This is a genomic window from Alkalihalobacillus phoenicis, assembly GCF_047302405.1.
Taxonomy (GTDB): Bacteria; Bacillota; Bacilli; order Bacillales; family Bacillaceae_D; genus Alkalihalobacillus.
Genome location: NZ_CP154853.1, coordinates 3,520,976 through 3,535,072 on the forward strand (window position 1 = coordinate 3,520,976; position 14,097 = coordinate 3,535,072).

Below are 14,097 nucleotides of genomic sequence, written 5' to 3' on the forward strand. Positions count from 1 at the left end.
TAAAGCCATAATAGATCATCTAATGAATCAACTAATGGTTTGAGGTTCTTCTCAGTTAAAATTGAGAATGGGACTTTTTTAGTAGCCTACCCTTTCCGTCTACAGGAGTCGGCTACTCTATCTTGTCCTCTAAGCTTAGCGTCTGGCGGTTGACGGGGATCGTGTTTTCTGAAGCGGTGACACCGCTCAATGTCCACTTTACTAACCTTTTCTAATTTAAGGGTTTGAGACAGCCCTCATCTTCCTTTATTCAAAAAGTAATAAGTGCCAATATGATGAATGCTCCCGATAAAACAAAGTACTTATAAAATCGCTCACCTTGGAAAACAAAAACACACTGAATAAAAATCATAAATAAAACGACTATCCTCGCAATCATAAAAGGTTTTAACAAAGGTTTAGTCGCTTTTTCAAAAAATATACCCATTCTCCCTACCGCTGCTCCTTAATAAAAGTCTTATTCCTCTATTAAAACTATAACGGGCAGAATTGATTAACGATTTCCAAAAGACGTTCAGAACTTTCAGATGTGACATTTTCAGCTAGCCTTGCCGCTGCAATAATCGGTGCCCATTGAAAAATCTCGACTTTTGACAGTCCACTTTTCTCACAATAAAGTCGCAAATACATATCCGCTAATTCTAATGAAAAATGTGAATACAAAAGATAGGTTCGATAGACGTCCGCACGAATATCGCCAACACTAGAATCTACCCAATCAATAATAGTTACTCCGTTATTCGTCTTAATTAGGTTAAATAGATGAAAATCACCATGGCAGAGCTTTTTTTCAAATGGGATAGAATGTAACTTTTTAATTAATGTAGCCTTTCGCCTTTGCTCCAAAATCGAAACAGCCTCTATTTGACGCTGGAGCTTTTCCGTCATCAATTCCAATGTAGTGTCCGGAACAACCGTATGAATTTGTTGTTGAAAACCAATGGATAGGTTCATATAATATTCTGCTTGTTCCTTGTTTTCTAATAAAAAATCGCCTAATGTCTTTCCCCTACTATACTCCATGACAAGTGCTTGTTTTCCCTCAATTTTTGTAACATCCAATACTTTAGGGACAGAGAGCCCAAAAGAGTACGCCCACTTTTGTTTATTGGCTTCATGTATTGACTCGGTTTCAGGCAATTCATCATTATATATTTTGAAGATTTTATTTTCATGAAGATATATTTTGGCTGTATTTCCAGTTGCGATCAGGTTCACTTTATCCCCCCTACTTTCTATTAACCTGATAAATCAACGCAGGTTTAAAGAAAACTACCGATACTGATTATGGTTTGGTTCGAATAAGTTCTCATTACTATATCTAACAACCGAAAAATTATCTACGTTATAATGACCATCAAGCAATTCATTATGGTGGGCAATGATATTCTCAGCAGACAATGTTTTCGAGTCTGTCGTCGAATGTCCATCGCCTACAAGGGTTACATCAAAAGAATTAACTGTAGCCGTTCTAACCGCTGTATCAATACAATGTTCGGTCTTACACCCCATAATCACCAAGTGTTCTATTTGGTTCCTTTGTAAAAGTGGAAGCAAACTCGTGTTATAAAATGAATTCGTTGCCTCTTTGTTTATAAAAGTGACTGGACTAGTTGGTATCTTAATTTTTTTATGAACCTGAAAACCGGCCCCTTTACCATCAGCAACATCTTTATCTCTTACAAAAATAATATGTACACCTTCTACTAACGCCTGCTCAATGACGTTATTTATATTAGCAATTAACTTATCTTTTTGAAACACTTCTTTTTCATCCCTATTTCCATCCATTAACTCTTGCTGAGCATCAATGATTAATAACGCCTGATTCATCTCATCTCTCCTATTAATAATTAGATTATATTAAATTCAATAAATTAAATGTTCTGTTTTTTTATATTGTACCATTCAAAATTTCAAGGGAGTAGAGCTATTCGTGATATCTTTTTTGTGAAATCAGATTTCGTATAATTGAGAGAAGAGATATTAGAGCTAAGGTCGATTTGATACGAAACTTGTAACAGAAGTAGCGAGTCGTGTACTAAATTATCTGTTACGACTTGGATTGTCGATTTCTAACTGATTTCACGGCGTAAATTCCATGATACGGCGTGAATTGTGATACTCAGACTGATTCTACTTCGAAAATCTTCAGTTACGACTCGAATTGTGAACTTCAAATCGATTTCGCGTCGTAAATCCCTTAATGCGACACAAATTATGCTCATTATGCAAATTAAAAAGCACATTCCTCTTGGAATGTGCTTTATCTGCCTGGCAACGTCCTACTCTTGCAGGGGGAAGCCCCCAACTACCATCGGCGCTGAAGAGCTTAACGGCCGTGTTCGGCATGGGAACGGGTGTGACCTCTTCGCTATCGCCACCAGACTTTTGACGTCCGATCCCCTATGAAGGGTCTCTTCGTCAAATAGACGTGATGTCTATTGAATTGTTGAGAGGATTCTCTCAAAACTAGATAATCGATAAAAACATGATGTCAAGAATATAATGGATAAGTCCTCGACCGATTAGTATCTGTCAGCTCCACGTGTCGCCACGCTTCCACACCAGACCTATCAACCTCATCATCTCTAAGGGGTCTTACTGGATTAACTCCATGGGAAATCTCATCTTGAGGGGGGCTTCATGCTTAGATGCTTTCAGCACTTATCCCTTCCACACGTAGCTACCCAGCGATGCTCCTGGCGGAACAACTGGTACACCAGCGGTGTGTCCATCCCGGTCCTCTCGTACTAAGGACAGCTCCTCTCAAATTTCCTGCGCCCGCGACGGATAGGGACCGAACTGTCTCACGACGTTCTGAACCCAGCTCGCGTACCGCTTTAATGGGCGAACAGCCCAACCCTTGGGACCTACTTCAGCCCCAGGATGCGATGAGCCGACATCGAGGTGCCAAACCTCCCCGTCGATGTGGACTCTTGGGGGAGATAAGCCTGTTATCCCCAGGGTAGCTTTTATCCGTTGAGCGATGGCCCTTCCATGCGGAACCACCGGATCACTAAGCCCGACTTTCGTCCCTGCTCGACTTGTAGGTCTCGCAGTCAAGCTCCCTTTTGCCTTTGCACTCTACGAATGATTTCCAACCATTCTGAGGGAACCTTTGGGCGCCTCCGTTACTGTTTAGGAGGCGACCGCCCCAGTCAAACTGCCCACCTGACACTGTCCCTGAACCGGATCACGGTCCGAGGTTAGAATGTCAGCACAGTCAGGGTAGTATCCCACCGACGCCTCCACCGAAGCTAGCGCTCCGGCTTCCAAGGCTCCTACCTATCCTGTACAAACTGTACCAACATCCAATATCAAGCTACAGTAAAGCTCCATGGGGTCTTTCCGTCCTGTCGCGGGTAACCTGCATCTTCACAGGTACTATAATTTCACCGGGTCTCTCGTTGAGACAGTATCCAAATCGTTACACCATTCGTGCGGGTCGGAACTTACCCGACAAGGAATTTCGCTACCTTAGGACCGTTATAGTTACGGCCGCCGTTTACTGGGGCTTCAATTCAGAGCTTCTCCCGAAGGATAACCCCTCCTCTTAACCTTCCAGCACCGGGCAGGTGTCAGCCCCTATACTTCGCCTTGCGGCTTCGCAGAGACCTGTGTTTTTGCTAAACAGTCGCTTGGATCTTTTCACTGCGGCTCTCTCAGGCTATTCACCTTAATAGAGCACCCCTTCTCCCGAAGTTACGGGGTCATTTTGCCGAGTTCCTTAACGAGAGTTCTCCCGAGCGTCTTAGAATTCTCTTCTCGCCTACCTGTGTCGGTTTACGGTACGGGCACCTCTCACCTCGCTAGAGGCTTTTCTTGGCAGTGTAGAATCAGGAACTTCGGTACTAAATTTCCCTCGCCATCACAGCTCAGCCTTCATGAGAAGCGGATTTGCCTACTTCTCAGCCTAACTGCTTGGACGCACATATCCATCAGTGCGCTTACCCTATCTTTCTGCGTCCCCCCATTACTCAAACGGTGAGGAGGTGGTACAGGAATTTCAACCTGTTGTCCATCGCCTACGCTTTTCAGCCTCGGCTTAGGTCCCGACTAACCCTGAGCGGACGAGCCTTCCTCAGGAAACCTTGGGCTTTCGACGGAGGGGATTCTCACCCCTCTTTTCGCTACTCATACCGGCATTCTCACTTCTAAACGCTCCACCAGTCCTCACGATCTGACTTCGCTGCATTTAGAACGCTCCCCTACCACTTACACCTGAAGGTGTAAATCCATAGCTTCGGTGATACGTTTAGCCCCGGTACATTTTCGGCGCAGAGTCACTCGACCAGTGAGCTATTACGCACTCTTTAAATGGTGGCTGCTTCTAAGCCAACATCCTGGTTGTCTAAGCAACTCCACATCCTTTTCCACTTAACGTATACTTGGGGACCTTAGCTGATGGTCTGGGCTGTTTCCCTCTTGACTACGGATCTTAGCACTCGCAGTCTGACTCCCGAGGATAAGTAATTGGCATTCGGAGTTTGACTGAATTCGGTAATCCTGTGGGGACCCCTAGTCCAATCAGTGCTCTACCTCCAATACTCTCACCTCGAGGCTAGCCCTAAAGCTATTTCGGGGAGAACCAGCTATTTCCGAGTTCGATTGGCATTTCACCCCTACCCACACCTCATCCCCGCATTTTTCAACATGCGTGGGTTCGGGCCTCCATTCAGTGTTACCTGAACTTCACCCTGGACATGGGTAGATCACACGGTTTCGGGTCTACGACGGCGTACTCATTCGCCCTATTCAGACTCGCTTTCGCTACGGCTCCGCTTTATCAGCTTAACCTTGCACGACATCGTAACTCGCCGGTTCATTCTACAAAAGGCACGCTGTCACCCATTAACGGGCTCCAACTAGTTGTAGGCACACGGTTTCAGGATCTCTTTCACTCCCCTTCCGGGGTGCTTTTCACCTTTCCCTCACGGTACTGGTTCACTATCGGTCACTAGGGAGTATTTAGCCTTGGGAGATGGTCCTCCCGGATTCCGACGGGGTTTCACGTGTCCCGCCGTACTCAGGATCCACTCTGGAGGAAACGAAGTTTCGGCTACGGGGTTGTTACCCTCTTCGACGGACCTTTCCAGGTCGCTTCACCTACTTCGTTTCTTTTTGACTCCGTATAGAGTGTCCTACAACCCCAAGAGGCTTGCCTCTTGGTTTGGGCTGATTCCGTTTCGCTCGCCGCTACTCAGGAAATCGCATTTGCTTTCTCTTCCTCTGGGTACTTAGATGTTTCAGTTCCCCAGGTCTGCCTTCTCATACCCTATGTATTCAGATATGGATACCATCCTATTAAAGATGGTGGGTTCCCCCATTCGGATATCCCCGGTTCAAAGCTTACTTACAGCTCCCCGAGGCGTTTCGCCGTTCGTCGCGTCCTTCTTCGGCTCCTAGTGCCAAGGCATTCACCGTGCGCCCTTTCTAACTTAACCATTTTGGCTGCAAATCAACGTAAAAATAAATTTACCGTTGCTTTTGGCCAAATTTGACTTCCGATTTTCGATGAATCGAATCTCGTTGGTCGTATTATCAAAGGTTTGATATGAATTCTTGACATTCTCGTTCGTCTATCGTTATAGACTCCGATGAATTAATCATGTTTATCGTTATTATCTAGTTTTCAAAGAACCATTTTGTGTAAAATTGGTGGAGCCTAGCGGGATCGAACCGCTGACCTCCTGCGTGCAAAGCAGGCGCTCTCCCAGCTGAGCTAAGGCCCCAATATGACTTCAGATAACCTTCGTATTTCTTCGTCAACTTCACTCCCTCCATCATGTCATGTATCAAGATACATTCCATTCTTTCGGTCATTCGTTTCCTCGAACTACTCGGTTCTCTTTGCCCTTTATTTGTAAATGATAATCCTATTTCTTCTGCCCTTTTCTTAGTTATCAAACTACTTTTCCAGACAAAAAATAAGCATCACTTATCACTTATTAGGATGAGTATATATGGTGGGCCTGAGTGGACTCGAACCACCGACCTCACGCTTATCAGGCGTGCGCTCTAACCAGCTGAGCTACAGGCCCATATATAACTTCTAATAAAACTTCGGGAATAAACCATTCACCTTAGTTATATAAGAATGAATCAAAGTTCATTCAAAACTGAACAAAAGGACCAAAGCGCAAACAACCGAAGTTGTTCGTCGACTAGAGTTAAATACTCCATAGAAAGGAGGTGATCCAGCCGCACCTTCCGATACGGCTACCTTGTTACGACTTCACCCCAATCATCTGTCCCACCTTAGGCGGCTGGCTCCAAAAGGTTACCCCACCGACTTCGGGTGTTACAAACTCTCGTGGTGTGACGGGCGGTGTGTACAAGGCCCGGGAACGTATTCACCGCGGCATGCTGATCCGCGATTACTAGCAATTCCGGCTTCATGTAGGCGAGTTGCAGCCTACAATCCGAACTGAGAATGGCTTTATGGGATTGGCTCGACCTCGCGGTTTTGCTGCCCTTTGTACCATCCATTGTAGCACGTGTGTAGCCCAGGTCATAAGGGGCATGATGATTTGACGTCATCCCCACCTTCCTCCGGTTTGTCACCGGCAGTCACCTTAGAGTGCCCAACTTAATGCTGGCAACTAAGATCAAGGGTTGCGCTCGTTGCGGGACTTAACCCAACATCTCACGACACGAGCTGACGACAACCATGCACCACCTGTCACTTTGTCCCCCGAAGGGGAAAGCTCTATCTCTAGAGTGGTCAAAGGATGTCAAGACCTGGTAAGGTTCTTCGCGTTGCTTCGAATTAAACCACATGCTCCACTGCTTGTGCGGGCCCCCGTCAATTCCTTTGAGTTTCAGCCTTGCGGCCGTACTCCCCAGGCGGAGTGCTTAATGTGTTAACTTCGGCACTAAGGGCATCGAAACCCCTAACACCTAGCACTCATCGTTTACGGCGTGGACTACCAGGGTATCTAATCCTGTTTGCTCCCCACGCTTTCGCGCCTCAGCGTCAGTTACAGACCAGAGAGTCGCCTTCGCCACTGGTGTTCCTCCACATATCTACGCATTTCACCGCTACACGTGGAATTCCACTCTCCTCTTCTGTACTCAAGTCTCCCAGTTTCCAATGACCCCTCGGGGTTGAGCCCCGATATTTCACATCAGACTTAAAAGACCGCCTGCGCGCGCTTTACGCCCAATAATTCCGGACAACGCTTGCCACCTACGTATTACCGCGGCTGCTGGCACGTAGTTAGCCGTGGCTTTCTGGTTAGGTACCGTCAAGGTGCCGACCTATTCGAACGGCACTTGTTCTTCCCTAACAACAGAGCTTTACGATCCGAAAACCTTCATCACTCACGCGGCGTTGCTCCGTCAGACTTTCGTCCATTGCGGAAGATTCCCTACTGCTGCCTCCCGTAGGAGTCTGGGCCGTGTCTCAGTCCCAGTGTGGCCGATCACCCTCTCAGGTCGGCTACGCATCGTCGCCTTGGTAAGCCATTACCTTACCAACTAGCTAATGCGCCGCGGGCCCATCCCGTAGTGATAGCCGGAGCCATCTTTTACAAAGAAACCATGTGATTCCTTTGATTATCCGGTATTAGCACCGATTTCTCGATGTTATCCCAGTCTACAGGGCAGGTTGCCCACGTGTTACTCACCCGTCCGCCGCTAACCTCCGGGAGCAAGCTCCCTTTGATTCGCTCGACTTGCATGTATTAGGCACGCCGCCAGCGTTCGTCCTGAGCCAGGATCAAACTCTCCGTTAAAGGATAAGCTGATTCGCTCATTTTTGCTGGCTAGCTTCAGCTTTCACTGAAGTTCCATTTTGCATTGATTTCTCAATGACTAACATTGACGAGATACCTTGTATCTCTTTAATTCGCTTGGCTTTTGTTCAGTTTTCAAAGAACTTGTTTCGCTCATTGGCGACTTATCTAATATATCACTTCGACTCATTCAAGTCAACAACTTTTTTCATTAAAATATTTTGTTTAATGAGTTGTTTTTGCTGTGTGTCTTAGCGACAAGAAATAATATACCATGATATATAATCATTATGCAATAGTTTTTTATGATCTTTTTATCTTTTTTTAAAATAACTAGTATTAATCCAAACGACACTCTAATCCTTTTAGCATTCCCAAAACTAAAACCACTCAAAAAGAATCAAAGCCGATGTCTTTTACTCATTGTAAAAGACATCGGCTTTTTCTATCTTAAGGGCTTTTGAGACAGCCCTCCTTACTTTTATCTATTTAAGGAAAATGAAATATAGTAAGAAGACAACAAACAATCCGTACATTAGTGGATGAACTTCTTTTCCTTTACCTTTACAAATCATCGTAATTGGATAAAAGACAAAGCCCATAGCAATCCCTGTTGCAATACTGTAAGTAAGTGGCATTGCGAGAACCGTAAAGAAAGCCGGAATCGCAATTTCTAATCGATTCCAATCAATTTGTTTTAAGGCCGATGCCATCATTACCCCGACTAAAATTAAAGCTGGCCCTGTAACAGCAGGTGTAACAACTGCAAGTAATGGCGAGAAGAACAAAGCAACAAGGAAAAATAGCGCAGTAACAACTGATGTAAAACCAGTACGTCCACCAGATCCTACACCTGCTGCAGACTCAACATAAGAAGTTGTAGTTGATGTCCCTAAAACTGCACCAATTGGTCCTGCTGTCGAATCAGCAAGCAAAGCACGACCAGCACGTGGTAATTTATTATCTTTAATAAACCCTGCTTGGTTTGCTACCCCATAAAGAGTTCCAGCTGTATCGAAAAAATCAACGAATAAAAAAGTTAAAATAACAATTAATAGCTGTAAAGTAAACACAGATGAGAAATCAATATTAAAAAGCTGACCAAACGTCGGTTCTAAGCTCGGAATCGGTGCAACGATACTATCAGGTGTGTTAATAATTCCAAAAATCATCCCAACAACAGCTGTCACAACCATCCCGAAGAAAATTCCACCCTTTAATCCAATCACTAAGAAAATAACTGTTACAACTAAACCAAAAATCGTTAGTAACACAGAAGGGTTAGATAAATCACCTAACGCTACAATCGTCGCATCATAAGGAACGATAATTCCTGTATTTTGTAGACCAATAAAAGCAATAAAAAGCCCGATACCAGCACCTGCTGCGTATTTCATTTCTGCTGGAATAGCATTAATAATCGTTTCACGAATGTTACTTACAGAAAGAATAATAAATAAGATACCAGAACAAAAAACTCCAAATAATGCTACTTGCCAATCAATACCCATTCCAATAACAACTGAAAATGCAAAAAATGCGTTTAAACCCATTCCCGGCGCTAAAGCAATCGGGTAGTTCGCAAGTAACCCCATTATTAATGTTGCAATTGCTGCAGATAAGGCCGTTGCTACAAAGACCGCATTTTGATCCATACCAGCAGCAGCTAAAATATCTGGGTTTACAAATAAAATGTAAGCCATCGCAAGAAAAGTAGTCATACCCGCTACTGATTCTGTACGTAAATCTGTGTTATTTTCTTTAAACTTAAAGAACTGAGCTATACGTTCCAATTTATTTCCTCCTCAATCTCACCATGGCATAAAACAGAAATCGTATCGGAGAAAAATAAAAGCTCCGAGTACAGTTCTACCCGAAGCTACAAATTCCGACAAAAGTTTTATACATTCACTCCCTAGACTTCCGTACTAAGGTTTCATATATAAAGACTGATTGACTGAAATCGTAGTCAAGCTATTTACGGTAGCTTGGTAGAAACGCGCAGACCCTATTCCTGCAGTTATACGACATGGTTGTTTGATCTTTTTAATTATCACAAATGAATTTTATCAATCAGTCAATTTTTTGTCAATGATAAATCCGAACATTGTCATATTTTTTCACAATATCGTTCGTTTATTCCCACTCGATTGTTGCTGGCGGCTTAGATGTTATGTCATAAACAACACGGTTAACATGCTTTACCTCGTTCACAATACGAGTCGAAATTAACTCTAACACATCCCATGGAATGCGGGCCCAATCCGATGTCATGCCGTCAATCGAAGTCACTGCACGGATTCCCACTGTATAGTCATAGGTTCTGCCGTCTCCCATAACACCTACACTACGCATATTTGGTAATGCCGTGAAATATTGCCAAACCTCACGATCAAGACCAGCTTTTTTAATTTCTTCACGTAAAATAGCGTCAGATTCCCTAACAATCTCCAATTTATCCTCGGTAATTTCACCTAAAACACGAATTCCTAAACCAGGACCTGGGAATGGTTGGCGCCAAACAATCTCATCAGGAATACCTAATTCTGTCCCAACAGCACGAACCTCATCTTTAAATAAAGCATTTAGTGGTTCAATTAACTCAAATTTCATATCCTCTGGTAATCCACCAACATTATGATGCGACTTAATCGTCTGAGCTGTATCTGTACCACTTTCAATAATATCTGTATAAAGAGTACCTTGAGCTAAGAAATCCATATCCTCTAATTGGCTTGTCTCTTCCTCAAACACATAAATAAATTCATTTCCAATAATTTTACGTTTTTCTTCTGGATCAGAAACACCTTTTAACTTGCTCATAAAGCGCTCTTTGGCATCAACTTTAATCACTTTCATATTAAATCCTTCGCTAAAAGTTTTCATAACCCCTTCGGCTTCATCTTTACGCAATAAACCATGATCAATAAACATACACGTCAATTGGTCACCAATAGCTTTATGAAGAAGAACAGCAACAACGGAAGAATCTACACCACCACTAAGGGCACATAAGACATTTTTATTCCCTACACGCTCTTTTACTTTTTCAATTTCAATCTCAATAAAGTTCTCCATCGACCATTCGCCTTCGCATTGGCACACTTCATAAACAAAGTTCTTTAATAGCTCATTACCGAATTGAGAATGGCGAACTTCAGGGTGGAATTGAACTCCATAGAATTTGCGTTCCTCGTTACTCATCGCCGCTACCGGACAAGATGGGTTAGAAGCGTCGACTACAAATCCAGATGGTGGAGCTAAAATTAAATCCCCATGACTCATCCATACACTTTGTTCAATCGGTAACCCCATAAACAATTTTGATTGATTTTGAACGTTAATATTAGCTTTTCCATATTCACGGTGATCAGCCGCATCAACTTTCCCGCCAAAATGCTGAGTCATTAATTGCATTCCATAACATATTCCCAGAATCGGTACTCCTAAATCAAAAATAGCTGGGTCACAATGCGGAGCACCTTCTGCATAGGCACTATTAGGACCACCAGAGAAAATGATCCCTTTTAAATTCATGCCTTTTAGTTCTTCCACCGTAATTTTGTGTGAATGAAGCTCACTATATACCCCTAAATCACGAATACGACGTGTAATTAATTGATTGTATTGACCTCCAAAATCTAGAACAACGACGATTTCTTGATTCAATTCATTCATTTTTCTCCCACCTTTTCTCAAATTGATATCGCTCAAATAACTTTGTCTTTCTAGCAAAGACAATATTCTTGCATAGAATGATTCCGACTCATATGTCTCTTCCTTCAAAAAGGATTATCCAACACTAATAGACTCTCGCAAAACCGTGTCCGTTATCAATTATTTTGCGCTTCTTTTGCTTATAAAAAACAAACGATAATTGATATAGGTCGTGAGCCGACATTCGTTCACATTAAGAATATGATAAACACCTATTTCCATAATAAACAGAAAAAAGCTAGAATCTGCCAATCGCTATGTAAACAAACGAAAAAAAGGCAGAATTCTAGCATGTCTATTCTGCCTTCATAGTCAGATTTTTTACGGAAATCCGGTAGAGACTCTTAGGCCTTATTCCTAAGGATATACGAAGGTTATTACTCTATACACTATTTTTTAAGCACGGATACATTTTAACAACAGGAAAAAAGCTGGTCAAGCGGTGATTTTTTGAACAACATAAATCCAACGTTCTTTTTGCTCCTTCCAGCTTGTCTTCCCTAGCTTTCCACCATAAAAAATCGGTTCATACGCTTTAGTTAAAATGAACATGCCGTTAACACCTGTTTCTTTATCGATCCGCTTTGAATACTCTCGTAAAGTCTCGCCTTCCATCCGATTATAACCACAATACTCGGCATACCATAATAACTTTTCATACGCTTCTACAAAAGCCTGTTCATCATCTCGATATTTAAAACGAAACAAAAGATATTGACGAATCATTTTTTTCCTAAAAATAAAAACAAGGATAAGCAACAAAATAACCATCACCACAATAGGGATCCAATTAATATGAAAATCAGAGCCAGAACTAGAACTACCAGCTGCTTGTTCTTCTTCTCGTTCTTCTTCCTCCTCCTGCTCTAAATCTTCGTCCGGAAGGTCCTCTTCTTCTTGTTCAACCTCTGGAGCATCCTCCGCATCAATGGCATCATCTAACTCTGTTTGTGACGAAATAAATTCGAATGAGTGATTATATCCCTTGGTTGGTTCAAAAGGAACCCAACCTACTTCATCAAAATAAACTTCTACCCATGAATGTGCGTTTCCATTCGTAACTTCATAAATTTGCTGCCCAAATTCAGAGTCAATTAAAGCTCCATTTGTGAACCCTTTTACCCAACGAGCTGGAATGTCATTTGCTCGCAGCATCACAACCATCGCGGTCGAGAAGTTATCACAGTAGCCTCTTTGTGTTTCGAATAAAAATTGGTCGACATAATCCTGTCCTTCCGCCGGAACCGGAACATCCTCCGTCTCATATTCAAAATCAGGCCCTGCCAAAAAACGTTCAATCGCCTTGGCTTGGTCATAAACATTCGTCTCTTCTGCTATGATTTCAGCAGCCAAATCATAAACACGCTGAGGAACCGTTTCCGGAAGCTGTGTGTAAGTAGAAACAACATCAGCTGGTGCACTCCTCGATAAATTTCGAAGCTCTTCTAAATAAAAGGTCGGATATTCATACTCAAGTGTATAAGAAGAAAGAGCGACTTCCTCTCCACTTCTATCCCCGTTGTAAGTCGATACTTTAGCCGTAAATGGGTCATACTGCCATAAAGCATACTCAGACAAATAATCGATCATCCCTAGAAATTCACCAGGGTAAAATAAATGAGGAAAAACAGCTCTTTCGTCATCTACAAATGAAATCGTTGTTGTTAACTGTTCAAACTCAACGGCCTCTGAGTTCCGTCCATAACCGCCTACAATCGTATTAAATCCATTCTCCGGCTCAGGAGTTCCTACTTCCCAACCATGGCCCGTATAAAAATCCTTCGTTTCGCCGCGCCAATAATGGCTCCTCGTTGTCTCAGCGTGGAATAAAGGTGTCGTATCCTGAACGAACCCTCCTCCTAAACGGGTATCGTTTGCTCCATACCCAATTTTTTGGGTCGCTCCACCTCCTGAACTAAGCCCTACCATCTGGCGTAAAGCCGGGACAGGATCATCCCATTGTGATTCGTATTTCGGTAACAAGATTCCAAACGTACTCGCTATCACTAGTAAAACCACCATCAGCATGACGAGACGCTTTGGCACATCTTTCGAAAACGAAAGCCATTTCTCTTTATCAATCATTCGATAAATCGATGATAAGCCAACAAGTAAGAAGCCAATAATAAACGTTCGAATAATCGCAAAAGTAGCATCATATACCGTAAATGTATCAATCACTGCTATGTAAATAACCGTAAATATAAAAAAGAATAAAATTCGTCTAACAATAACAGTCCAATAAAAGAGCAAATAACTTAATATCGCCAATAATAAAAAGAATAAAAAACTTCTAAACATATCGGTTAATTCATACCATTGCCCACTAAAAATCGCTCCTATATTGACACTTAAATCTCGAATAATGATTCCTACCCATCCTAATGAAAAGAAAGAATCATCAAAGAACATAATATTTAAGCCCACTATGATGGTCGTGACTTTTAATCCTAATGAAAGGTAAAGTGGCAACTGACAAAATGTAATTGCAAAAAAGAGAGCAGTCACGATAAGAAAAATAAAGATATAACCCGTATTCGCAATATGTGGTAAAGGCAAAATCCATTCTGCCAATAGAAGAAAACTTAAACCATAAAGGAGGAAGTCCCTACCAAGTTCGATTTTCTTTTTTCCAAACATG

Annotated in this window: 5 protein-coding genes, 2 tRNA genes, 3 rRNA genes and 2 riboswitches; all 10 genes read right to left on the reverse strand. The window is 42.6% G+C overall.

Going from position 1 to position 14,097, the window contains the following annotated elements; genetic code table 11:
* Nucleotides 1-474: 474 nt before the first annotated feature.
* A complete protein-coding gene (locus AA0017_RS16515) occupies nucleotides 475-1,218 on the reverse strand; it encodes an aminoglycoside phosphotransferase family protein (RefSeq protein WP_413376221.1) in 744 nt (247 codons plus the stop codon).
* A 54-nt stretch (nucleotides 1,219-1,272) separates the two neighbouring features.
* Nucleotides 1,273-1,833 (reverse strand): isochorismatase family protein, encoded by a 561-nt coding sequence (locus AA0017_RS16520; protein WP_413376223.1) that lies wholly within the window; start codon nucleotides 1,831-1,833, stop codon nucleotides 1,273-1,275.
* Nucleotides 1,834-2,272: 439 nt separating this feature from the next.
* Nucleotides 2,273-2,388, reverse strand: a 5S ribosomal RNA gene (rrf, locus tag AA0017_RS16525).
* Nucleotides 2,389-2,508: 120 nt separating this feature from the next.
* A 23S ribosomal RNA gene (locus AA0017_RS16530) occupies nucleotides 2,509-5,447 on the reverse strand.
* A gap of 212 nt (nucleotides 5,448-5,659) precedes the next feature.
* Nucleotides 5,660-5,735 (reverse strand) — tRNA-Ala (locus AA0017_RS16535).
* A 232-nt stretch (nucleotides 5,736-5,967) separates the two neighbouring features.
* A tRNA-Ile gene (locus AA0017_RS16540) sits at nucleotides 5,968-6,044 on the reverse strand.
* Nucleotides 6,045-6,188: 144 nt separating this feature from the next.
* Nucleotides 6,189-7,739, reverse strand: a 16S ribosomal RNA gene (locus tag AA0017_RS16545).
* The 16S, 23S and 5S rRNA genes sit together here with 2 tRNA genes alongside, the layout of an rRNA operon.
* A 485-nt stretch (nucleotides 7,740-8,224) precedes the next feature.
* Nucleotides 8,225-9,523: an NCS2 family permease gene (locus tag AA0017_RS16550; protein WP_413382660.1), complete on the reverse strand. Its 1,299-nt coding sequence runs from the start codon at nucleotides 9,521-9,523 to the stop codon at nucleotides 8,225-8,227.
* A gap of 162 nt (nucleotides 9,524-9,685) precedes the next feature.
* Nucleotides 9,686-9,787: riboswitch (purine riboswitch) on the reverse strand.
* Nucleotides 9,788-9,875: 88 nt separating this feature from the next.
* Nucleotides 9,876-11,417 (reverse strand): glutamine-hydrolyzing GMP synthase, encoded by a 1,542-nt coding sequence (guaA, locus tag AA0017_RS16555; protein WP_413376224.1) that lies wholly within the window; start codon nucleotides 11,415-11,417, stop codon nucleotides 9,876-9,878.
* A 328-nt stretch (nucleotides 11,418-11,745) separates the two neighbouring features.
* Nucleotides 11,746-11,847, reverse strand: a riboswitch (purine riboswitch).
* Nucleotides 11,848-11,891: 44 nt separating this feature from the next.
* Entirely contained in the window at nucleotides 11,892-14,096 is a 2,205-nt protein-coding gene (locus tag AA0017_RS16560) for a transglutaminase-like domain-containing protein (protein ID WP_413376226.1), read from the reverse strand.
* Nucleotide 14,097: the final 1 nt, after the last annotated feature.

Excerpts from the sequence above, each read along its gene's own strand:
- AA0017_RS16520 (WP_413376223.1), bottom strand. The coding sequence starts at position 1,833 with ATGAATCAGGCGTTATTAATCATTGATGCTCAGCAAGAGTTAATGGAT.
- guaA (WP_413376224.1), bottom strand. The coding sequence starts at position 11,417 with ATGAATGAATTGAATCAAGAAATCGTCGTTGTTCTAGATTTTGGAGGT.
- AA0017_RS16560 (WP_413376226.1), bottom strand. The coding sequence starts at position 14,096 with ATGTTTGGAAAAAAGAAAATCGAACTTGGTAGGGACTTCCTCCTTTAT.